This is a genomic window from Parvibaculum sedimenti, assembly GCF_009184905.1.
GTDB classification, from domain to species: Bacteria; Pseudomonadota; Alphaproteobacteria; order Parvibaculales; family Parvibaculaceae; genus Parvibaculum; species Parvibaculum sedimenti.
In genome coordinates, this window is the sequence record NZ_WESC01000003.1 from 47,359 (window position 1) to 69,190 (window position 21,832).

18 protein-coding genes are annotated in these 21,832 nt (G+C 61.3%); 4 read left to right on the forward strand and 14 right to left on the reverse strand.

Going from position 1 to position 21,832, the window contains the following annotated elements; all coding sequences use genetic code 11:
- The first annotated feature begins 6 nt into the window (after window positions 1-6).
- Both F2P47_RS03785 and F2P47_RS03790 read left to right on the forward strand, forming a co-directional pair.
- A complete protein-coding gene (locus tag F2P47_RS03785; protein WP_152214841.1) occupies window positions 7-774 on the forward strand; it encodes an HpcH/HpaI aldolase family protein in 768 nt (255 codons plus the stop codon).
- 1 nt (window position 775) lies between these two features.
- Complete coding sequence (locus F2P47_RS03790) at window positions 776-1,573, forward strand: 2-keto-4-pentenoate hydratase (RefSeq protein ID WP_152214842.1); 798 nt, start codon at window positions 776-778, stop codon at window positions 1,571-1,573.
- A gap of 5 nt (window positions 1,574-1,578) precedes the next feature.
- On the opposite strand, the gene polX is transcribed toward F2P47_RS03790, so the two are convergent.
- Both polX and F2P47_RS03800 read right to left on the reverse strand, forming a co-directional pair.
- Window positions 1,579-3,306 (reverse strand): DNA polymerase/3'-5' exonuclease PolX, encoded by a 1,728-nt coding sequence (gene polX, locus F2P47_RS03795; RefSeq protein ID WP_152214843.1) that lies wholly within the window; start codon window positions 3,304-3,306, stop codon window positions 1,579-1,581.
- A gap of 162 nt (window positions 3,307-3,468) precedes the next feature.
- Complete coding sequence (locus F2P47_RS03800) at window positions 3,469-4,506, reverse strand: fatty acid desaturase (protein WP_152214844.1); 1,038 nt, start codon at window positions 4,504-4,506, stop codon at window positions 3,469-3,471.
- Window positions 4,507-4,625: 119 nt separating this feature from the next.
- On the opposite strand from F2P47_RS03800, the gene F2P47_RS17595 reads away from it, so the two are divergent.
- Window positions 4,626-4,793 (forward strand): hypothetical protein, encoded by a 168-nt coding sequence (locus F2P47_RS17595; RefSeq protein ID WP_185680930.1) that lies wholly within the window; start codon window positions 4,626-4,628, stop codon window positions 4,791-4,793.
- A gap of 42 nt (window positions 4,794-4,835) precedes the next feature.
- Here the strand turns inward: F2P47_RS17595 and F2P47_RS03805 are convergent, their stop codons facing one another.
- Together F2P47_RS03805 and F2P47_RS03810 are read right to left on the reverse strand one after the other, a co-directional pair.
- Window positions 4,836-5,939: an NAD(P)-dependent alcohol dehydrogenase gene (locus tag F2P47_RS03805; protein ID WP_152214845.1), complete on the reverse strand. Its 1,104-nt coding sequence runs from the start codon at window positions 5,937-5,939 to the stop codon at window positions 4,836-4,838.
- 23 nt (window positions 5,940-5,962) lie between these two features.
- Window positions 5,963-7,288, reverse strand: coding sequence for a cytochrome P450 (locus tag F2P47_RS03810; RefSeq protein ID WP_152214846.1), 1,326 nt, complete (start codon window positions 7,286-7,288; stop codon window positions 5,963-5,965).
- Window positions 7,289-7,573: 285 nt separating this feature from the next.
- Here F2P47_RS03810 and F2P47_RS03815 point away from each other — a divergent pair, with 285 nt between their 5' ends.
- Window positions 7,574-8,551 carry an NAD(P)H-dependent flavin oxidoreductase gene (locus F2P47_RS03815; protein WP_152214847.1) on the forward strand — a complete coding sequence of 326 codons (978 nt, stop codon included), beginning with the start codon at window positions 7,574-7,576 and terminating at the stop codon, window positions 8,549-8,551.
- A gap of 55 nt (window positions 8,552-8,606) precedes the next feature.
- Here F2P47_RS03815 and cysN read toward each other — a convergent pair whose 3' ends face one another.
- The 10 genes from cysN to F2P47_RS03865 form a co-directional block, all read right to left on the reverse strand.
- Window positions 8,607-10,511, reverse strand: coding sequence for a sulfate adenylyltransferase subunit CysN (gene cysN, locus F2P47_RS03820; RefSeq protein ID WP_152214848.1), 1,905 nt, complete (start codon window positions 10,509-10,511; stop codon window positions 8,607-8,609).
- Window positions 10,511-11,419: a sulfate adenylyltransferase subunit CysD gene (gene cysD / locus F2P47_RS03825; protein WP_152214849.1), complete on the reverse strand. Its 909-nt coding sequence runs from the start codon at window positions 11,417-11,419 to the stop codon at window positions 10,511-10,513. The genes cysN and cysD overlap by 1 nt, the downstream gene beginning before the upstream one ends.
- 23 nt (window positions 11,420-11,442) lie before the next feature.
- Window positions 11,443-12,249 carry a 3'(2'),5'-bisphosphate nucleotidase CysQ gene (gene cysQ, locus F2P47_RS03830; RefSeq protein ID WP_152215062.1) on the reverse strand — a complete coding sequence of 269 codons (807 nt, stop codon included), beginning with the start codon at window positions 12,247-12,249 and terminating at the stop codon, window positions 11,443-11,445.
- Window positions 12,250-12,394: 145 nt separating this feature from the next.
- A complete protein-coding gene (locus tag F2P47_RS03835; protein WP_152214850.1) occupies window positions 12,395-13,966 on the reverse strand; it encodes a glycosyltransferase in 1,572 nt (523 codons plus the stop codon).
- Between the two features lie 13 nt (window positions 13,967-13,979).
- Complete coding sequence (locus tag F2P47_RS03840) at window positions 13,980-15,101, reverse strand: glycosyltransferase (protein WP_152214851.1); 1,122 nt, start codon at window positions 15,099-15,101, stop codon at window positions 13,980-13,982.
- A 102-nt stretch (window positions 15,102-15,203) separates the two neighbouring features.
- The gene (locus F2P47_RS03845) at window positions 15,204-16,703 is read right to left on the reverse strand and encodes a flavin-containing monooxygenase (protein WP_246176728.1); all 1,500 of its coding nucleotides are present in this window, start codon (window positions 16,701-16,703) and stop codon (window positions 15,204-15,206) included.
- A gap of 202 nt (window positions 16,704-16,905) precedes the next feature.
- Window positions 16,906-17,538, reverse strand: a complete 633-nt coding sequence (locus F2P47_RS03850; protein WP_204886503.1) for an OmpW/AlkL family protein — start codon at window positions 17,536-17,538, stop codon at window positions 16,906-16,908.
- A gap of 174 nt (window positions 17,539-17,712) precedes the next feature.
- Entirely contained in the window at window positions 17,713-19,137 is a 1,425-nt protein-coding gene (gene mltF, locus F2P47_RS03855; protein WP_185680931.1) for a membrane-bound lytic murein transglycosylase MltF, read from the reverse strand.
- Between the two features lie 212 nt (window positions 19,138-19,349).
- Window positions 19,350-20,579 carry an acyl-CoA dehydrogenase family protein gene (locus tag F2P47_RS03860; RefSeq protein WP_152214853.1) on the reverse strand — a complete coding sequence of 410 codons (1,230 nt, stop codon included), beginning with the start codon at window positions 20,577-20,579 and terminating at the stop codon, window positions 19,350-19,352.
- Between the two features lie 36 nt (window positions 20,580-20,615).
- Window positions 20,616-21,722, reverse strand: a complete 1,107-nt coding sequence (locus tag F2P47_RS03865; protein ID WP_152214854.1) for an acyl-CoA dehydrogenase family protein — start codon at window positions 21,720-21,722, stop codon at window positions 20,616-20,618.
- Between the last annotated feature and the right edge of the window lie 110 nt (window positions 21,723-21,832).

The window sequence follows — 21,832 nt, forward strand, 5'->3', positions numbered from 1 at the left end:
TTTGTCATGGCTGCTGCCTTGAAGGCCCGCTGGCGCGCGGGAGAAGTAACGCTTGGCGCCTGGTGCATGATGCCCGGCGCGCTCTCCGCCGAGGCTTTGGCGCGTAACGGCTTCGATTGGGTGCTCATCGACATGCAGCATGGCTGCATGGACTACGAGACGGTGCTTTCCATGATCCGCGCCATCGATCTCACATCCGCCATCCCGATCGTCCGTGTGCCCTGGAACGATCCGGGCATCATCGGCCGCGTTCTCGACGCGGGCGCGCTTGGCGTCGTCATTCCGATGATCCAGACGGTCGAAGACGCCAGGAAAGCCGTCGATGCCTGCCTCTATCCGCCCATGGGCCGCCGCAGCTTCGGCCCGGTTCGCGTTGGAATGCGCGATGGTCCCGGCTATTTCATGGAGGCCAATTCCCGCGTCGCCGTCATCCCGATGATCGAGACTGCTGAAGCGCTCGCCGCCGTCGAGGAAATCGCGGCGGTGCCGGGCGTCGATGCGCTGTTCGTTGGTCCATTCGACCTTTCGGTCGCACTCGGCCTTCCGCCGGGGGACAATGACGGCAAGCCCGCATTCGATGCCGCCATCGGCAAGGTAGCCGCCGCCGCGAAGAAGGCAGGCGTCGCAACCGCTGTGCTTTCCAATTCGAAGGTTGCGCCGCTCCGCATTACGCAAGGCTTCCAGATGATTTCCGTCACCACGGATATCGCCGCCCTCACCATGGCCACCCGCATGGATCTCGAAACGGTCCGCGCCGCCGCGAAAGGAAACTGACATGCTCGACCAAGCGACGCGCAGCAAGATCGTCGATGACCTTTTCCGCGTTTACGAGACGCGCCAGCCTATCCGTCTTCTCACCAAGACCTATCCGGGCATTACGGTGGAAGACTCCTATCGCATTCAGGAGGAATTCGTCGCGCGGCAGGTTAAGGCCGGTGCGCGCATCAAGGGCTACAAGGTGGGACTTACCTCGAAGCCCATGCAGGAAATGGCCGGATCGACCGAGCCCGATTTCAGCGCCATGACCGACGATCTCTTCATTCCGGAAGACACGCCGATCCCGGCCTCGCGCTTTTTCGCGCCGATGATCGAAATCGAAATCGCCTTTGTGATGAAACACGCGCTGAAGGGGCCTGGCATCCTGCCGGTTGACGTGATCCGCGCGACGGACTTCGTTCTGCCCGCCATTGAGATCGTCGATTTCCGCCTCGCACGCGAGCCGGGAATGAACCTCATCGACACGGTGGCGGATCTCGCCGCCTGCGGCGCGGTCGTGCTCGGTGCCAATCCGCGCCCGCTTGAAACCATTGACGTTCGCCGCGTGAAAGGTTCGATCATCAACAATGGCAAGGTCGAGCAGGAAGGCCTGGCCTCCGCCGTTCTGGGTAATCCGGTGACCTCGGTCGCCTGGCTCGCAAACAAGCTCGGCGAGTTCGGCGTCACCTTCGAGCCCGGTCATGTGATCCTCACCGGCTCCTTCGTCCGCGCCTTCCCCGTCAAGGCAGGCGACGACGTCATCGCCCGCTTCGATCATGGACTTGGCGATGTGATGACGAGCTTCGTCGCGGACTAGGCCACCTAGCGCATCGTGCGGGCGAGAAGCGGCCGCAGCGCCTTGAGAGAGCGCGTGTTCAGCACGTCGTTCTTTTCAAGCCAGCCGCGCCTCGCCTGCGCCACACCGAAGCGCAGGTTCGCAAGATCCTGTGCCCGGTGCGAATCTGTGCCGATGCTGAGCAGCACCCCCTCCTCCTTCGCCAGACGGCAGTGAATATCCGTCAGGTCCAGCCGGTCCGGATGGGCGTTCAATTCGAGAAAGCAACCGCGCTCCTTCGCCGCGCGAATGATCCTCGGCATATCGACATCATAGGGTTCGCGCTCTTCGATGAGCCTGCCGGTCGGATGCGCCAGAACGGTGAAATGCGGATGCTCCAAGGCGCGGAGAATCCGCTCGGTCTGTTTCGCCCGCGAAAGGCCGAACTGGCTATGCACCGCGCCGGTCACGAAATCGAGATGGCCGAGCACTTCGTCGGGCAGATCGAGCGCTCCGTCTTCGAGAATGTCGACCTCGATACCCTTGAGCAGCGTGATACCGGACTTTTCGGCATTGATGCGGTCGATCGCCTCGCCCTGCCTCATCAGCCGCCTGGGATCGAGCCCGTGCGTCATCGCGAGATGACGTGAGTGATCGGTGATAGCAAGATATTCGAGACCAAGCGCCCGGGCCGCCTCCGCCATTTCGGCGAGCGTTTCATGGCCGTCCGTCGCATTCGTATGTGCGTGGAGGTCACCGCGCAGATCCGCAAGCTCAATGAGGTGTGGAAGCGTTCCCGCTGCCGCCGCCTCGATCTCCCCACGATTCTCGCGAAGCTCGGGCTCGATATAGGGCAGATCGACGGCGCCGTAGACCTCTTTTTCCGTTCTCCCGGCTATGCGCTTCTGGCCACGAAAGACGCCATACTCATTGATCTTCAGCCCGCGCTTCTGGCCGATCCTGCGGATAGCAATGTTGTGAGCCTTGCTGCCCGTAAAATAATGGAGGGCCGCACCATAGCTCTCTGGCAGCACGACACGCAGATCGACCTGAAGACCTGACTTCAGGGCGACGGTCGCCCGCGTGGAGCCGGCCGCCATGACCCTCCCGACTTCTTCATATGCAGTAAACCGCGCCACCACCGGCTCGCCCTTTGGCGCCGTGGCCAGAATGTCGATATCTCCAACTGTCTCCCGGCAACGGCGATAGCTGCCCGCGACGATAAGTTGGTCTATGCCGGCTGCGCCACGCAGCCAGTCGAGCAAGGGCTCCACATAGCCTTCGGCAAGTGCAAGCTTCAGCCGCGCCGGCGCTTTGCTACGCGCCTCGACAGCATGAAGGAGCTTCGTCTCGCTCGCGGCCCCAAAGCTGGGCAATGCGCGAACCCGCCCATCCAGCAAAGCGCGATGCAACTGTTCGACATTGTGGAGGTCGAGTTCCTCACAGAGAACGCGCACACGCTTCGGCCCGAGACCCGGAAGTTTCAGCAACTCGGTCGCGACGGCGGGAATATCCTTCCGTAAGCGATCAAGCAGCGGCAAATGACCGGACTTCGCGAGCGTCGCGATCTTCTCGGCAAGGTCATCGCCTATGCCTGGAAGCTCAGCCAGATCGTCGCCGCGCTGAAGCATGACGGAGACTTCCGTGCCGAGGCCACGAATGACGCGGGACGCATTTCGATAAGCGCGCACGCGAAAGGGATTGGCATTCTGCAGCTCAAGAAGATCGGCGACATCGTCCAGCGCTTGCGCGATATCGGGATTGTGAGTGGGCATGAGCGGCGACCAAGATCGGAGCGGAATGGCCCTTGGAAGCATCGCAACCGAAATGTGGGCGCGCGACATTGACCTGCATCAACGTGTGCGGGAATGGTGGCCGCGCGGACGGACATCCGCTCTATGGCAGGCCGCAGGTTGCGGCTGAACGCTACGACGCGCTCAGGCCGCCGAATATTCCCGGCGCAAATCCCTGAAGGAGATGAGCTGACGGCGCTTTTCGTCCCAAAGCGCGAGGCTCACGCATTTAAAGCTTTGCAGCAGCGTCACGCGACCGACACCGCGCAGTTCCGGATGGTCGCGCAGCACTTCCGGCAAGCGATAATAGGGAATGCGGCTCGACAGGTGATGCACATGATGCACGCCGATATTGGCCGAAAACCAGCGCAACACAGGCGGCAGCTCGTAATAGGAACTGCCATGCAGCGCGGCGTCCTGCACGCTCCAGCTATCGCTCTTCGACCATTGTGTCGCTTCGAACTGGTGTTGGATGAAGAAGAGCCAGACGCCCGCCGTCGCGCCGAGAAGCACGACCGGGAGATGGATGGCGAGGAACGGCCAGAAGCCCATGGCCCAGATCATCAGGCCCGCCGCTGCCGCAACGGCAAGATTGGTCGACATGGCGCTTAACCAGGGCCGCCAGCCCTTGCTCATGAAGCCGAGCGGCACGCGGCTCTGCACCAGGAAGAGATACATCGGCCCAATGCCGAACATGACCACGGGGTGCCGATAGAAGCGGTAGCGAAGGCGGCCCCAACGCGAGCGCGCAAGATATTCCTCAACTGTCAGCGTATCCACATCGCCAATGCCACGCCGGTCTAGATTTCCGGCCGTCGCGTGATGAATGGCGTGGCTGCGCTTCCAGTGATCATAGGGGGTCAGCGTCAGCACACTGATGATACGCCCGACCCAGTCGTTTCCCGTCCGGTTCGGCAGGAAGGCGCCGTGGCCGCAATCATGCTGAATGAGGAACAGACGAACCAGAAACCCGGCCGCAGGCAGCATCAGAAGCGCGTAGAGCCAGATATAGCCGCGATAGAAGGCGAGCGCCATCAAGGCCCAGGCGATGACGAAGGGCACGGCCGTGACCGCAAGTTCGAAGATTCCGCGCCCGGTATTCGCATCACGATAATGATTGAGCAGACGCGCCAAGCGGCCCGCATCAAGGCGCGGGGCCGCGCGTTCATCCTGCGCCGTCATGGTCGCATCTCCTGTTCACGCGCCTCATGACGCGCATTGTCGAGCGGTACGCAGCCGACGACAGGTATCTGGAACCCGCGCAGTTCAGCCCGCGCCGGTGTCGGAAGCATGCGCCATCGATGTGGATCGTGCTGGAACATAAACGCGACTTGAAACAAGTGCCCGATTTTTGCGGCGGAAGAAAGGTCTATCGCGTCGCACCTGCGGGACTGGCGGAAAACCGCCATTTTATTGCGTTTGAGGCCAGCGGGCCGAAGCGCTTTTTGCGTGAAAACGGACCGAAGTAGGGCTGCGAGGGCACAGCCGCCAGAGCCGCGCCCTCCCCATTCTCAAGCACCGGTGAGCAGCACGACCTTGACGCAATCGCCGTGATGCTGGTCCGCGATCGCCTTGTTGATGTCGGCGAGCGGATAGGTGCGGATAAGCTTGTCGAAGGGAAGCCGTCCCGCCTTGTAAAGTTCGACCATCTCCGGGATGAAGACATCCGGATCGCTGTCGCCTTCGATGATGCCTTTGATCGTATGGCCGAAGGTGATGACAGTCGAAAGATCGCCAGGAACCGGTGTGCCGGGCGGGCAGACGCCAACAATGCCGAAGACGCCATGCGAGCCGAGGCAATTCATGGTCGCATTCACCACAGCGGGAATGCCGGTCGTGTCGAAAGCATAATCGACGCCGAGCGGCAGGATTTCCTTCACCGCCGCGACAAGATCGGGCGAGGCCTTCGGATCTATGGTGTGTGTCGCGCCGAGTTCGATCGCTATTTTGCGACGAGCCTCATGCGGTTCGAGCACGATGATGGTGCCGCAGCCCTGCACCACGGCCCCCATGACGGCGCTGAGGCCCACGGCGCCGCCGCCAAGGATCAGCACCGACGACCCCTTCTCGCAGGCGAGCGAACGAATGATTCCACCCGCGCCCGTCTGCACGCCGCAGCCGAGCGGACCGACGAGTTCCAGCGGCACACCTTCCGGCACCTTCACCACATTGCGCTCATAGGTCAGGCAATAGGTCGCGAAAGAGGACTGGCCGAAGAAGTTGCTCGACACATCCTCCCCGCCCTTGTGCAGCGCCTTGGTGCCGTCCGGGCGCATGCCGATGTAGTTCAGCATCGGCATGGTCCGGCAATAGGCAGGCTGACCCTTCTGGCAGCGGTCGCATTCGCCGCAGGAGCGGAAGGTGATGGCAACGCGGTCACCCGCCTTCACCTTGGAGACATTGGCCCCGACTTTCTCGACGATGCCCGAGCCCTCATGCCCGAGCACTGCGGGAAGACCGAGAAGCCCCGCCGCCTTGAAAACGAGGTCGGTGTGGCAAAGCCCGACGCCTACAACGCGAACGAGAATCTCGTCGGCACGCGGGTCGTCGATCTCGACTTCCTCGATGCTGAAATCGGCATCGGCGGCGCGCGCCACCGCGGCGGTTATCTTCATCTTCTCTCTCCCTGTCGCTTTTCTTACGCGAAGCGGTAGCGAACCGGCATGGACTTGAGCCCACTGACGAAATTCGCCCGCGTGTTTTTCGGTTCGCCCGCCAGCTCGATGTGCTTCAGGCGCGGCAGAAGCTCGTTGTAGAGCGCCTTGATTTCCATGCGCGCCAGATGCATGCCGAGGCAGAGGTGAACGCCATAACCAAAGGCGATCTGGCGGTTCGGCGTGCGGTCCACCTTGAACTTGAAGGGCTCGCCGAAGACCTCCTCGTCGCGGTTTCCGCTCGGATAATGGAGGCAGAGGCCATCGCCCGCCTTGATGGTCTTTCCGCGCAGCGTGTAGTCCTCCATCGCGGTGCGCATGAAGTGCTTTACCGGCGTCACCCAGCGGATCGACTCCTCGACTGCACCCGGCAACAGCGAGAGATCGCCCTTGAGCTTCGCCATCTGGTCGGGGTTCTTGATGAGTTGAAGCAGTCCGCCCGACGTCACCGAACTCGTCGTGTCGTGGCCCGCCGTCGCGACGATGACGTAGTAGCTCATCGCTTCGCGGTCGCCGATGAGTTGGCCGTCGATCATGCCGTTGGCGATGACGCTGGCCACATCGTCCTTCGGGTTCTTGCGGCGATCCGCCGTGATCGCGCCAAAATAGTCGAACAGCGCCTGGGCCGTCGCCGCGAGATCGACGCTCTGGCCGCGCTCGCCACTGAAGACGACGGTATCGTCATCGCCCTTGTGGTCGGTTGCGGCGGTCACATCGGGATCGCCGGGGCCGAAGATCTCCTGAGTCATCTTCAGCATGAAGGGTTCATCTTCCTTCGGCACGCCGAGAAGCTGCATGATGACGCGTAGGGGATACCAGAGCGCGACCTCCTTCACGAAGTCGCATTCGCTGCCAAGGTCCTGCATGCGGTCGACATGATCCTTCGCAAGCCCCGCGATCCGCTCTTCGAGCTTCTTGAGGTTCGGCGGCATGAACCAGCTCTGCGTCAGGTTCCTGAGCTTGTAATGAATCGGATCGTCGAGATCGACCAGTGTGCGGAAAAGATGCGTATCGCCCACGGTGGCCTTCAGCCATTCCTCGCCCTCGACGGGCGAGAGATAGGTGCGCAAGCGGTTCACGAACTTGTCGCTCTGGCGCTCGATCTCCTGAATGTCGGCATGCTTGGTGATCGACCAGAAGGGCCGGAAGCCGCGTGGCTTCATCAGCCTTACGGGGTCTTCCTTGCGGAGCGTCGTGAAGAGCGCATGGATCTCGTCTTCATCGGCATAGAGCTCCGGGTTGACGACCTGATCATCGATGGTATCCCGCGTGTAGCCGGGAAATGCGGCGCTTGCTTCTGCTGTGCTCATATGTTCCTCCTCCTGCCGCAGATCTCAGCGGCCCAATGCCTTGGGGCATCTTTGCTCTAAGCCGGCCTCCCAGCCGGATTGCCGCATAGATTAGCCAGACGGCGGCGCAGGACCAGCCGATTCAGCGCTCCCGGCGACTGCCGCTTTGACCCGGTCCTAAAGATGGCCCTGACGCTGCGTCCACGGGACGGCGCGCCAAACCTTTTTGAGCGTTCGAAGAATGAACTTAAGGTAGGAATCAGAACGCGGTGACATACCGCCAGGAAAACGACGAGGAGCATAATTATGAAGACGCGCATCACCGAACTTTTCGGGATCAAGCACCCGATCATCCAGGGGGGCATGCATTTCGTCGGGCTCGCGGAAATGGCGTCCGCCGTGTCGAATGCCGGTGGACTCGGCATCATCACCGGTCTGACGCAGCAGACGCCCGAATTGCTGGCGAAGGAAATCGCGCGCTGTCGCGAGATGACCGACAAGCCCTTCGGCGTGAACCTCACCTTCCTGCCGGGCTTCGCCAACCCGCCCTATCCCGAATATATTGATGCGATCATTCAGGGCGGCGTGAAGGCGGTGGAAACGGCGGGCCGCAGTCCCGAGCAATACATGCCGCAGCTCAAGGCGGCCGGCATCAAGGTCATCCACAAATGCACCTCGGTGCGCCACTCGCTGAAGGCCGAGAAGATCGGATGCGACGCGGTTAGCGTCGACGGCTTCGAATGCGGCGGCCATCCGGGCGAAGACGATGTGCCGAACATGATCCTGCTGCCGCGCGCTGCGGAAGAGCTGAAGATTCCCTTCGTCGCTTCGGGCGGCATGGCCGATGCGCGCAGCCTCGTTGCGGCGCTGGCGCTCGGTGCCGAAGGCATGAACATGGGCACGCGCTTCATCGCGACCAGGGAAGCGCCCGTGCATGAGAATGTGAAGAAGGCGATCGTCGCCGCTTCCGAACTCGATACGCGCCTCATCATGCGAAATCTCCGTAACACCGAGCGCGTTCTCACCAATGCGGCAGTCGAAAAGATCGTCGCTATCGAGCATGCCAAGGGCGAAGGCCTCGGCATTGAGGATATTCGCGAGCTGGTCGGCGGCGTCTATCCGCGCGTCATGCAGAAGGGCGACATGGACGCGGGCGCCTGGAGCTGCGGCATGGTCGCCGGCCTCATCCACGACATTCCGACTGTGAAGGAACTGATCGATCGGATCATGAGCGAGGCGACCGTGATCATCCGCAAGCGCCTCGAGGGTTTCCTCGACGCCTGATAAATACGCATTGTTTTGCGGCTCGCATTCGGGTGAATGCGAGCCGCAATCTTTTTCAGACGATGACGCCGCGCGAGCGCAGCAACGCGATCACTTCTTCCGCCAGCAGCTCGACCGACTTTGTGCCGGATTCGAGCCTGATCTCGGGGTTCTCCGGTGGCTCATAAGGCGAGTCGATGCCGGTAAAATTCTTGATCTGCCCGGCCCGCGCCTTTTTGTAAAGGCCCTTCGGGTCGCGGCTTTCGGCGATGGCGAGCGGGGTGTCGCAGAATACCTCGATGAACTCTCCCTCCTCCACCAGTTCGCGCGCCATGCGGCGCTCCGCGCGGAACGGCGAGATGAAGGAAACGAGCACAATCAGACCCGCATCGATCATCAGCTTCGAGACTTCCGCGACGCGGCGGATATTCTCCACGCGATCGGCTTCGGTGAAACCGAGATCGCGGTTGAGACCGTGACGCACATTGTCGCCGTCGAGCATGTAGGTGTGGCGACCCTGCGCGAGCAGGTATTTCTCGACAATGTTCGCGATGGTCGACTTGCCCGCGCCTGAAAGACCGGTGAACCAGAGGATGACCGGCTTCTGGCCCTTGAGGTTTGCGCGCGCAGCCTTGTTCACGTCGAGCGCCTGCAAGTGAATGTTCGTCGCGCGACGAAGGCCGAACATGATCATGCCAGCGCCAACCGTCGCATTGCTCAGGCGGTCGATGATGATGAAGGCGCCCGTTTCGCGATTGGCCGTGTAGGCATCGAAACCGACAGGCTGCGACAGCGAGAAGTTGCATACGGCGACCTCATTGAGCCCGAGTTCCTTCGCCGCCAGATGGTCAAGCGTGTTGACGTCGATCTTGTGCTTGATCTCCGTCACCTGCGCCGTCACCGTCCTGGTGCCGATCTTGACGAGATAGGGACGGCCCGGCAGCAGATGATCCTCATGCATCCAGATCACATGTGCCGCGAACTGGTCCGCCACTTCAGGCTGGTCGGTAGCGGCAACGAGAAGATCGCCGCGCGAAATATCGATCTCGTCGGCAAGCGTCAGCGTCACCGCATCGCCTGCGCCCGCGACATCCAGATCGCCGTCCGCCGTGACAATGCGCGCGACCGTGCTCGTCCTGCCCGATGCGGCAACGACGATGCGATCGCCGGGACGCACCGTGCCGCTCGCAATGGTGCCCGAGAAACCGCGGAAATCGAGATTGGGCCGGTTGACCCACTGCACCGCCATGCGGAAAGGCTTCGCAAGCTGCTCGTCTTCCACCTCGACCGTTTCGAGATGGTCGAGAAGCGTGGGTCCCTTGTACCAAGGTGTGCGCTCCGAACGTGCAATAACGTTATCGCCGAAACGCGCAGAAAGCGGGATCGCGACGATTTGCTTGAAACCGAAATTGCGCGCGAACTCCGCGAAGTCGTCGCGGATCTTCTCGAAGATGTCCTGTGAATAATCGACAAGGTCGATCTTGTTCACGGCAACAACGACATGGCGAATGCCGAGCAGCGAGGCGATGAAGGCATGACGGCGCGTCTGCGTCAGGATGCCCTTGCGCGCATCGACGAGCAGAATGGCGAGATCGGCGGTCGATGCGCCGGTCGCCATGTTGCGCGTATATTGCTCGTGCCCCGGCGTGTCGGCGACGATGAACTTGCGCTTGTCGGTCGTGAAGAAGCGATAGGCGACATCGATGGTAATGCCCTGCTCACGCTCGGCCTCGAGGCCATCGACCAGCAGCGCGAAGTCGATATCTTCGCCCACCGTGCCATGCTTCTTGCTGTCGCGTTCCAGCGTTGCAAGCTGGTCGTCGAAGAGAAGTTTCGTGTCATAGAGAAGACGGCCGATCAGCGTCGACTTGCCGTCATCCACGGAGCCGCAGGTCAGGAAGCGCAGCAGGGTCTTGTTTTCCTGCTGGGCAAGGTACGCGATCAGATCCTGCGCGGAGAGATTTTCAGCGGCCTCACTCATCAGAAATACCCCTCGCGCTTCTTCTTCTCCATCGAGCCGGCCTCGTCATGGTCGATGAGGCGGCCCGAACGCTCCGACGTCCGCGCGACCAGCATTTCGCGCACGATCTCGGGCAGCGTTGCGGCGTCGCTTTCGATGGCAGCCGTCAGCGGATAGCAGCCCAGCGTGCGGAAGCGCACGAGTCTTTCCTGCGGAACCTCGCCGGGCTCCAGAGGCAGGCGCTCGTCATCAACCATGATGAGCTGGCCCCCACGCTCGACCACGGGGCGCATTGCCGCGTAGTAGAGCGGAACGATCGGAATGTCCTCGAGCATGATATATTGCCAGATGTCGAGCTCGGTCCAGTTCGAGATCGGGAAGACGCGGATCGACTCGCCCGGCGCGACGCGCGTGTTGTAGATGTTCCAGAGTTCCGGGCGCTGCTTCTTCGGATCCCAGCCATGATTGGCGGTACGGAACGAAAAGATACGCTCCTTTGCGCGCGACTTTTCCTCGTCGCGGCGCGCGCCGCCGAAAGCGGCGTCGAAGCCGTATTTCGTCAGCGCCTGCTTCAGCGCATCCGTCTTCATCACATTCGTGTAGTAGGACGAGCCGTGATCGAACGGATTGATGTTTTGCGCGAGCCCATCCTGGTTCGTATGAACGATGAGGTTGAAGCCCAGGCGCTTCGCCGTCTCGTCACGAAAGCGGATCATCTCGCGGAACTTCCATGTCGTGTCGACATGCATCAGCGGGAAAGGCGGCGGCGCGGGATAAAATGCTTTCGCGGCGAGGTGCAGCATGACCGAGCTGTCCTTGCCGATCGAATAGAGCATCACCGGATTGCGGAACTCGGACGCAACCTCGCGGATGATGTGAATGCTCTCATCCTCCAACCTTTTCAGATGAGACTTCCGATCGGGAGACATTGCAGATACCTCGTCTACGCGCATTATTCGGTTACGTCGGCAAAGGGGTCGAAGTTGCCTGCGGCGACAAACCACGGGTTTGCAAAATCGACATCCTCCGCCTGATTGCGCTTGCCATAGGCAAGCGGTTTGCCGTCCATCGTCATTACGCCGCCAGCCGCCGCGCGGAGAACCGCATCGCCTGCCGCCGTATCCCATTCCATCGTCCGGCCGAGCCGGGGGTAAAGATCGGCTTCGCCCGCTGCGAGCTTGCAGAATTTCAGCGACGATCCGGCGGAGACGAAATCGGCGACGGAGAATTTCTCGACGAAGGCTTTCGTCTCGTCGGTGAGATGCGAGCGGCTGGCGAGCACGCTGATGCCGGAACGGGGGCAAGGACGCACGGCAATCTTCCGCCACGGGCCGACGACGCCGTTCTCGACCTTGGCCGCGCGCGCGCCCTGGCCCTCGCCGCCTGCATAGATGTCGCCAATGGCCGGTGCGTAGACGACGCCGAGCACCGGACGGCCATTCTCGATCAGCGCGATATTGACCGTGAACTCGCCGTTGCGGTTGATGAACTCCTTGGTGCCATCGAGCGGATCGACCAGAAAGAAGCGGCTGCCCGTTGCAGGGCATTTGCCGGCGGCGACCGACTCCTCGGCGACCACCGGAATACCCGGCGCGACCCGGGCAAGCTCGGCAAGGATCACCACTTCGGCGGCCTCGTCGGCGGCGGTGACGGGCGAACCGTCCCCCTTGGTCACGACCGAAGCGGCATCGAGCCGCTCATAGATCGGCATGATCGCGGCACCAGCCTTGAGCGCTATGGCAATGAGTTCGTCGAGCATCTGCATTCTTCCCGCCAAGCGGGCCTTATTTACAGTAAATTATAGTTATTAATCGCGGTACCCATCTTATTGGTTGTTAAATAGGATATTTGAGCCCCGACGCAAAGCCCCATTTGCGGAGAAAGAGCGGGTAACGCCCTGCCTCTCACCAGGGAACGTGGAGAACCTCGACATTCGGCAGCCCGGCGATGCGGATACCCAGGTCTCTGGCGAGACGCCCGAAGCCCTCAGTCTCGATCAGATACTCATAAGGCGCTTCGGGAAAACGAAGTCCGCCACGGTGCAGTGCCGCATCGACGAGGAGCATCGTTCCCCCCACCGAGTCGAGCGGTACCACCTCGCTATGCCTCAGATCGTCGAGAAATAGCCTGCGGCCGCGGTTCGCAGGCGGCATGTAAAGCCCGTCGTTCAGATCGCGGTAATAGGCGTGATCGCGGTCGGCATTGACCGTGATGAATGTGTTTTGGTCGAAACTGGGCCCGCCATGGTGCTTCACACAATGAGGTGCGGCGATGCGCGCACCAGTCGCCTTCAGCTTCGATACGATATCGGAGGGATATTTCCAGACATCGGCATCGATCCACAACACCCAATCATCCGATGCGTCGATGCCACAATCGATCAAATGATTGCGAACCTTTGCAATGCCGCTGCGGCGCTCTCGCTGAACAGCATTCTTCCAACGCTCCGCATGGACAAAGCGCGTGCCGACCGTTTTGCGCAGCAGGATCACGTCGCGATATTTCGAGCGCATCGGAGCAACGAGCGCATTCAGACGCTCCCAGCTTTCATCGACGCTGTCTCCTTCGCAGAACACGAGCTTGATCCTTTCGGCGGGAATATCGAGCCGCGATATTTGCGCGAGACACGGCTCGATATGCTCGGCGGCGTCGCGAAGCGGAATGAGAATCGCAAGATTTTCGCCGGTGGATGGAGAGGCAGCAACGGCCGCCTGATCGACCGATGCGCGGGCGCGAACCGGATCCAGAAATTCACCGCGCGTCATCAAATGGCGCAGGCGCCGAAATTCCCGCTTCAGCATATTTGCGGCCGACCGCTTGCGCGACTTCTTCAACCAGCTTCCGGCCCAGTAATGGCGCGCGATGCGTTCCGTGCCCTTGTCACCGTCAGGTTCATTCCCGTGCCGGTCCCGACCGTTGAACAGAGACGATGGCGCAACGCATATCCTGGAAGGCTCCGGAAACGAGAGCTGCGCGGCGGTCAGCAGACAGGGGCCGGTCGCATCGATAACATTGCGAGCATGGGAATTCTTCCGCATCAGTTCGAGAACATGCAACCAGAATGGATGACCGGCAGGACTCGCCATGATCCCGTTGAAAACGAGATATGGAAGTCCGCGCTGGCTCGCAATCGGATGCCAATGCGTCGATGGCTCGAGGCTCAGCACAACACGCCTCTCCGCCGCAAGCGCATCGAGGGTGCCGAGGCATTCGGTGTCGATATCCGCGTAGAGTCCGCCGAAGTGATGCAGCAGCATGTAGCGCCCCACATCCGCGCGCATCACGCCCGACGGAAGAGAACAATAGATCTCCAGAAAATCGGGATATTGCGCGGCTACGAACTCGAGCAGGCGACGGTCGGACCATACCTGCCTTTCCCACCCGGGATTGATCTCTGTCCAAGTTCTGCACCACGCCCGGAACTGCTCGGGAATGATGTCCGTTTTCCAGGTCTGATGGATGATGCGGGGGATCAAGCAAGGTCTCCGGCTAGAGCATGTGGTGCGCGAGGAACAGCGCATGGCCTTCGGCGGCGACTCTCTCCCGCAACGCCCGATCCTCGATCAGGCGACGGCAAGCATCGACAAATTCCTCGGTCGTGTCGGCAACCAGAGCGTGGCACCCCGGGATGACGCCGAGCCCCCGGACGGCATGACTCGTCGCCACGACGGCCCGCCGATAGAACCACGCCTCCAGAATCTTGATCTTCGTGCCGCTTCCGCCCCGCAGAGGCGCAATGGCGATTGTCGCTTCCCGGTAGAGATCACGCAGATCAGGGACATATCCCCTCCAGTCGAGTTCCGACTCGATCAGGCGTGCGCCTATGCGCTCGGGCGCGTCGCCGGCAACAGTAACGGTGACGCCGGGCAAGCTCCGCGCGAGACGCGGCTGAATGTCTTTCATCAGCCAGTCGGCTGCGTCGCGGTTGGGCAGATAGCCGAGCGTACCGACGAACAGGATGGAAGGACGACCGTTCGGCGGGCAATCGGCCAGCGGACAGCCAGGACCGGCGATCCGGCTTGGAGTGGCGCGCACCCTTCCCGGTTCCGATCTAGCCCCCAACGCCGCAGCGTCGTTCGGCGCGGAAATATGCACCACCGGAAATTTCTCCAGCGCCCATCGTTCGCGCTTGCGATAGAACAACCCGCCGACGACAAACTGTGCGGCCCGCCAGAGCGACCCGCTGCGCAGCGAGAGTTTCGCGCTACTGAAGCAGCGAGCCGACTCCCAGTCGTCGAGATCGATCTCGACGCGATCGAGCCAGGGTGTTGGAAGCCCCTCAAGCGCCGGGGCAACGCCAAGACGGAAAACGAAAACTCTATCTGGAATGCTGGCAGGAAAAGCTGTGCAGGCCTGCCTGATCGCGGCCAGATCAGGCATGCTCCAGCCAATCGCCTTTTTCCATTTCGGGCGCCGAATACCCGGCGGAACGATTGCCAATCTACCGGGCAGCTTGTTAGACGCAGGAGCTATATCTCCAGAGCCGATCACAAGAGTGACGAGATCGCCCGCTCGCGAGAGTTCGTGCGCCCACATCCATGCGCGCCGCGCAAGGCCGTTGCCCCTGGCGTCGGGAACGATCGGAGAAATCAGCAAGGACCATCCACTCATGTTGCTTTGGAGTCTCGCACAACTCAAAGCAAAAGGCAGCCTTCAAAGCTTCTCATCATCCCGGCGCGGGCCAAGGCGCGACGCCTCGCGGCCACGCGACAGTCAGCCTACCACCCTGTATTCCGCAAAGTCCGGGTGGCGCATCTGCCACCAATATTTCGCGGTGAAGCTCGACCAGTTGTTGGTGACCTTGCCGTCGGCGGTCTTGTACCAGCTCGAGCAGCCGGCAGCCCAGACGGTCGACTGCATGTCCTCTTGCAGGTCGCGGTTGAAGGCGTCTTCCGCCTCCTTTTTCACGTCGATATAGCGCACCTTCGGATTCCTGAGCGCGCCTAAGCACTGCATGATGTAGTTCACCTGGCACTCGATCATGAAGATGATGGAGTTGTGACCGAGATTGGTGTTGGGCCCATAAAGCATGAAGAAATTCGGGAAGCCCGCAATCGCGACGCCGCGATGCGCCTCCGCGCCATTCGCCCAGGCCGTATTGAGATCGACATTGTTGCGCCCGACAACCTTCATCGGCGCGAGGAAAGTCGTCGTCACGAAGCCGGTCGAATAGATGATGACATCGGTCGGATGGGACACGCCGTCCCTGGTCACGATGGCGTCAGATGTCACCTTCTCGACATGGCTGGTGCAGACATCGACATTCTCCCGCGCCATGGTCGGGAACCAGTCATTCGACAGAAGGATGCGCTTGCAGCCCGCCGGATAATCGGGCGTGAGCTTCGCGCGCAGCTCCGGATCCTTGATATGGGCTTCAAGTTCCTTCAGCGACGCCTTTTCGAAAAGCTTGCCGAAGAAGCTGCCCCGGACGAAAGCAAGATAGTTGAGTTCGAGGCGCAGATAAATCTGCAGGCGATGCAGCTTCACCAGCCAGGGAAAACGACGGAACATCCGCTGCTCGAAATCCGTATAGGGACGGTCCGCCTTCGGCACTATCCAGTTCGCCGAGCGCTGGAAGACGGTGAGCTTCTTTGCCTTGGGCGCGATCTGCGGCACGAACTGGATGGCGCTGGCACCATTGCCGATGACGGCAACATTCTTGCCCTGAAGATCGACGCTCTGGTCCCAGCGCGCCGAATGGAACGCCTTGCCCGCGAAGGATTCGATGCCGGGCAGATCTGGCGTGAACGGGCGGTTGAGCTGCCCGGTTCCAGAGACGACCACATTCGCCGTGATCTCTTCGCCCGCCCTGGTGCGGATGCGCCAGAGACCGGCAGCCTCGTCGAAACGCGCCTCATCGACCTCGGTATTGAAACGGATGAACGGGCGCAGGCCGTACTTCCGCGTCACATGCTTCATGTAATCGAGGATCTCAGGCTGGAGGGCGAACTTGCGCGACCAGTTGACCTTGGGCTCGAACGAGAAGGAATAGAGATGCGAGGGCACGTCGCAGCCAGAGCCGGGATAAGTGTTGTCGCGCCAGGTCCCGCCGATCTCGTCTTCCTTCTCCAGCATCACGAAGGAGTCGATGCCCACACGCCGAAGCTGGACGGCCATGCAAAGCCCGCCCATGCCGGTGCCGAAAATGGCGACCTGAAGGTGCTTCTGGACGGCGGCTGTCTTCGGTCCCGGCTGGCTCAAAAAGTCGTCCACGGCTTCTCTACTCCCTGAAACTTGGCTATCGGGGCCGCCCACGGCCTCTCTGGACCATTTAGGGTATACGCCCTAGACCTTCTATATAGCGACAGGTCGCCGCAGACAATCGGGGAGTTTGGTCGAACAATTCAATCCAAAAGAAAGCGGCCCCGCGAGGATTCCCGCGCGAGGCCGATAGTCGGGGAGGAGAGCTTCGCTCTTAGAAGCGGTAGCCGACGCCGAGGCCGACGATCCACGGATCGATCGTGGTTCCGACGGTGCCAACACCGCTCACATGCGCGTCGGTCTTCAGGAAGATCTTCTTCACGTCGGCATTGAGCGACCAATTGCCGCCAAGGGCGTAGTCCACACCGGCCTGCAGGGCGTAGCCGACGTGATTGTCATATTTGACGCTCGAGAAGTCGCCGCTGTCGACGTTATAAAAGAAGGTGTAGTTGAGGCCAGCACCAACATAGGGGCTAAACTGCGCCTTCGGCATGAAGTGGTACTGAACCGTCAGGGTCGGCGGCAGCAGGCTGACCTTGCCGAGCGACGCGCTGGGGATGCTGACCTCGTGACGCGTCGTCGCCGCGATCAGTTCGAAGGCAATATTGTCGGTCACAAAGTAGCTGAAATCGACTTCCGGCACGACTTCATTGCTGATGCTCAGGCCGGAAATGCCGTCGAGCTTCTCGTCGGGAATGACATAGATACCACGCGCACGTACGAGGAAGTCGCCCGCCGACTTGCCCTGGAACGCATCGGCGGCGAGGACCGGAGCGGAAAGCGCCGTCGTGCCAAGCAGCGCACCGAGCGCCATTACTACGATCTTCGAAGTCTTGTTGCCTTGCATTTTCATCTCTCCGTTACCGGGCACCCTGCCGGTGCGATTCCGTTGGTCACAGTGTCGCGGATTTGACGCAGTTTGTGCGCTGCCATTCTGTCGCACATGCTGCGCAGGTTGTCGCATACGGGATTTTACGTAGACACACGCAACGCGAGGAAACCAACTGTTTCAGAACACGGACTATCCGCGTGGCGCCTCAAGTATATGATGATAGGCGCGAACTTGCTGCACAAAACGCAAAGCCTGCCCACCCCTTGCGGTTCCATATTTCAGATGCTCGGCGTAAGCCGGCTTCTGGATCAGAGACAGGGCGCGGCGCATTCCCGTCCAGCCATCAGGATCGAGACCCAGCCGCGCGGCTAGCGCTCGCGCGTCCTGCAGATGGGCAAAACCCATATTGTAGGCTGCTAGTGCGAACCAGATGCGGTCGGGTTCGCGCACCGAGTCGGGAATGCGCTTTTCGATATCCGCGATATAGCGCGCACCCGCATAGATGCTCGCAATCGGATCGAGACGATTTTCCACGCCCAGCGCGTCTGCCGTATCCTCGGTGAGCATCATGATCCCTCGCACGCCCGTGTGACTGCGCGCATCAGGCCGCCAATGCGATTCCTGATAGGCAACGGCGGCGATCAATTGCCAGGGGAGTCCCGTCTGGTCCGCTGCGTCGCGCATCGCTTTCTCGTAATCGGGCAAGGTCGTCTGGATCGCTTCGCGGAAGGCATGCACATCGACATAGTCGAAAGGAGGCAGGAAGCCGAAATAGCGGCGGCCTATATCGGCAAGCTCGCCCGACTTCTTCAGGTCGGCAATCCAGTTGCCAAGATATTCCGCAACATCCTCCGAACCCGGCGCGGCAAGCCAGGCTAGCGGTTGGTCGCCGGTGATGGCGAAGGCTTCGACGAGTTCCGGGTAATAGGGATTGTTGATCTGCAACTCGAGCGAGCTCGCCACCGTGCAATCGAGCTGGCCCTCGGCAACCGTGGACAGAATATTTTCAACCGGCTCGCGCTTCTCATCGAAAGAAACCCCCTTGGTCTTCGCGGCGAGATCGCGCATCGCATCGGCACCCGCCGTGCCCTCGGCAACCGTGACCTTGAGACCGACCAGATCCTCAGGCTTTTTCGGCAGCGGAATGTCGCGTCGACAGATGACGACTTCACGCACGCTCTGGTAGTCGGGACCGGCGACGAAAGCCTTGCGCCGCGCCTCTGTGGCCACGAGGCCGATGGCGATCTGTCCCCGCCTCACGGCAAGCGCTTCGAGAATTTCAGGCTCGGTGTCATAGGTCCGGTATTCGACCTTGACGCCAAGCGCCTTTCCAAGCGCCTGCGTCAAATCGTATTCGTAACCGGTTTCACCAAGCGTGCCGTAGTAATAGGTCGTCGGCGCTACACGCGCCAGGACAACAAGCGTGCTGCTCCTGCGGATGGTGGCGAGCCCCTGCGAGACCGGCTGGAGAAAGACAAGGTAATAGGCCAGCGCGGCGGCAAAGACGAGAAGCCCTGCGAAAACGAGATAAGGCGCCCGGCGGTCGCTCCATGGCGGCAGAAGAGCGAGAAAATCGCCTTTCGCCGCTTCGAGCCATATCTGAATACGCCGCACTGTCCACCCGTCTGTGGTTTTTCGGCGACAGTTATAGCTCAACAGATCGTGGCCTGCGCATCCAGAATTGTAACCTCTTGAAGACCGTGACGCTGCTGCCCATTTCCGGCCCATCTCCTGAAATGGGACAGAAAAAAGCCCGCCGGCGGGATGCCGGCAGGCTTTTGACGCTTGGCGATCAGGGGCGAGCGGGATGCCCGCCCCTAAGCCGGTTACTTGCCGCGCGGGGCCTGATTGAAGGGCAGGTCCTTGTCGACACGAACGTCCTGCGGCATGCCGAGAACGCGCTCGGCGACGATGTTGCGCAGGATTTCGTCCGTGCCGCCGGCGATGCGATAGCCCGCCGCGCCGATCCACTGCTCCGTATAGGCGCCTTCGGCCGGAGAAACGCTCCGGTCACGGATGACGCCGCCCATGTCCTGAAGATCCATGCCGAAGGAACCGAGTTCCTGCATCTTGTTCGCCGCGACGATCTTGGAGATCGAGCTTTCCGGTCCGGGCGTCTCGCCGCGCGAAAGCGCGGTGAGCGTGCGGAAGCGCGTGAACTTGAGGCCCTGCGCCTGCACATACCAGTTGGCGATGCGCTCACGCACGGCGCCATTGCGGATCGCGGGCTCACCGGCAATCTCGGTCTCGCGTGCAAGCTCGATCAGATCGTCGGCATCTGCATTGCCCTGGCTACCGCCGACGGCGAGACGCTCGTTCATCAACGTGGTCAACGCAACCTTCCAACCGTCGCCGACATTGCCGAGACGCTGGCTGTCCTTGACGCGGACATTGGTGAAGAAGACTTCGTTGAAGTCCGAGCCGCCCGACATCTGCTTGATCGGACGCACTTCGACGCCCGGGCTCTTCATGTCGATATAGAACATGGTGAGGCCCTTGTGCTTCGGCACATTGGGATCGGTACGCGTCAGCACGATGCCGAAGTCGGAGTAGTGGGCGCCGGAGGTCCAGACCTTCTGACCGTTGATGACCCACTCGTCGCCATCCTTTTCGGCGCGGGTGCGTAGACCCGCAACGTCGGAGCCGCCCGCAGGCTCGGAGAAGAGCTGGCACCAGATCTCGTCGCCGCGCACGGCGGGACCGACATAGCGCTTCTTCGCGTCTTCAGGCCCCCAGGCCATGACCGTCGGGATGCACATGCCGAGGCCGATGGCGAAAATGCCGCCGGGAACGGCGTAATTCGACTCTTCCTGACCGTAGATCACGTTCTGGATCGTGGTGCCGCCACCGCCGCCCCACTCTTTCGGCCAGGTGATGCAGGCATAACCGGCATCGGCCTTCTTGGCCTGCCAGGCTTTCGACTGCTTCAGCACCTCTTCGAGGGTCTTGGGCAAGGGCAAGTCCTTCGCATCGGCCTTGCGAACGGCGTTCTTGTCGAGCCAGCTGCGAACCTGAGCGCGGTAGGTGGCTTCTTCCGGAGTATCGTTGAAATCCATGGTTCTGTTCCGATGTTCTAATGTCTGGGAAATGCGTCAGGCGGCGTTCTTGGCTTCAAGACGCGCGACGAGCTTTTCCTTCCATTGGATGGCGGCGCCCACCGTCAGCGCGAGGAGCTTCGCGCGGCGATAATGGAACTGCGTGTTCGCTTCCCATGTGTAGCCGATGCCGCCATGGGTCTGCAGGTTCTCCTGCGCGGCGAAGACATAGGCGTCGCAACCCGCGATGCGCGAGGCGGCAGCAGCTTCCGGCAATTCGGCGCCTTCGTCGTTGAGCATCATCGCGCCGAAATAGGCGTTCGACTTCGCGATCTCTTTCTTCACATACATGTCGGCGAGCTTGTGCTTGATCGCCTGATAGGAACCGATTTGACGGCCGAAGGCATAACGTTCCAGCGAATAGTCGCGGGCCATCTCAAGCGCCGCTTCCGCGCCGCCAACCTGCTCAAAGGCAAAGAGCACGGCCGCGCCGTCGAGAATGCGGCTCACCTGCTCCCAGCCTTGGCCATCCATAAGTTCGGCGGGCGCGTCCTTGAAGGTGATTTCGGCATGGCTGCGCGTCGGGTCGAAGGTGCGGAGAACTTCGTGCGACAGCCCTGCGCCCTTCAGATCGACGATGGCAAGCGCGACCTTGCCGCCCGCGTTGACGACGACGACCGCGACATCGGCGATGTCACCATCGGGAACCGGCGTCTTCACACCATTGACCTTGCCGCCAGCAAAGCTCGTCTTGATGTTCGCGGCGCTCGGCGCATGGAGACCTTCGGAAATCGCGAAGGTGCCGATGATCTCACCCGCGGCGAGCTTGGGGAGCCAGGTCTGCTTCTGCTTTTCGGTGCCGAAGAGCTTGATCGCCTCCGAGGCGAGATAGACCGACGACGAGAAGGGAACCGGCGCGGCAGCGCGGCCGAGCTCTTCCGCGATGACGCAAAGCTCCAGCGCGCCGAGGCCGAGGCCGCCGTAAGCCTCCGGAATGGCGGTACCGGTGAGGCCCATCTCGACAAGGCCCTTCCAGACCTCCTTCGCATAGGGCTCGTCGCTATCGAGGATGCGGCGCGGCACCGAATAGGGGCACTTGTCCGTCAGGAACTTGCGCACCTGCTCCTTCAGCATCTTCTGGTCGTCGGAGAAATCGAAATTCATGGGCGCTCCCTCTGGAAATCTTTGGCCTTGAACGTTTTTCGGGCCACGCTCGCGCGCAGGCGGCTCATGTCGCCCCGCTTCGGTCGGGCCCTTGTTTACGGCCGGGTCAG

Bases quoted from the DNA above. Each gene is read 5' to 3' on its own strand.
- F2P47_RS03785 (WP_152214841.1), top strand. From the start codon at position 7: ATGGCTGCTGCCTTGAAGGCCCGCTGGCGCGCGGGAGAAGTAACGCTT.
- F2P47_RS03790 (WP_152214842.1), top strand. From the start codon at position 776: ATGCTCGACCAAGCGACGCGCAGCAAGATCGTCGATGACCTTTTCCGC.
- polX (WP_152214843.1), bottom strand. From the start codon at position 3,306: ATGCCCACTCACAATCCCGATATCGCGCAAGCGCTGGACGATGTCGCC.
- F2P47_RS03800 (WP_152214844.1), bottom strand. From the start codon at position 4,506: ATGACGGCGCAGGATGAACGCGCGGCCCCGCGCCTTGATGCGGGCCGC.
- F2P47_RS17595 (WP_185680930.1), top strand. From the start codon at position 4,626: ATGTGGATCGTGCTGGAACATAAACGCGACTTGAAACAAGTGCCCGAT.
- F2P47_RS03805 (WP_152214845.1), bottom strand. From the start codon at position 5,939: ATGAAGATAACCGCCGCGGTGGCGCGCGCCGCCGATGCCGATTTCAGC.
- F2P47_RS03810 (WP_152214846.1), bottom strand. From the start codon at position 7,288: ATGAGCACAGCAGAAGCAAGCGCCGCATTTCCCGGCTACACGCGGGAT.
- F2P47_RS03815 (WP_152214847.1), top strand. From the start codon at position 7,574: ATGAAGACGCGCATCACCGAACTTTTCGGGATCAAGCACCCGATCATC.
- cysN (WP_152214848.1), bottom strand. From the start codon at position 10,511: ATGAGTGAGGCCGCTGAAAATCTCTCCGCGCAGGATCTGATCGCGTAC.
- cysD (WP_152214849.1), bottom strand. From the start codon at position 11,419: ATGTCTCCCGATCGGAAGTCTCATCTGAAAAGGTTGGAGGATGAGAGC.
- cysQ (WP_152215062.1), bottom strand. From the start codon at position 12,249: ATGCTCGACGAACTCATTGCCATAGCGCTCAAGGCTGGTGCCGCGATC.
- F2P47_RS03840 (WP_152214851.1), bottom strand. From the start codon at position 15,101: ATGAGTGGATGGTCCTTGCTGATTTCTCCGATCGTTCCCGACGCCAGG.
- F2P47_RS03850 (WP_204886503.1), bottom strand. From the start codon at position 17,538: ATGCAAGGCAACAAGACTTCGAAGATCGTAGTAATGGCGCTCGGTGCG.
- F2P47_RS03860 (WP_152214853.1), bottom strand. From the start codon at position 20,579: ATGGATTTCAACGATACTCCGGAAGAAGCCACCTACCGCGCTCAGGTT.
- F2P47_RS03865 (WP_152214854.1), bottom strand. From the start codon at position 21,722: ATGAATTTCGATTTCTCCGACGACCAGAAGATGCTGAAGGAGCAGGTG.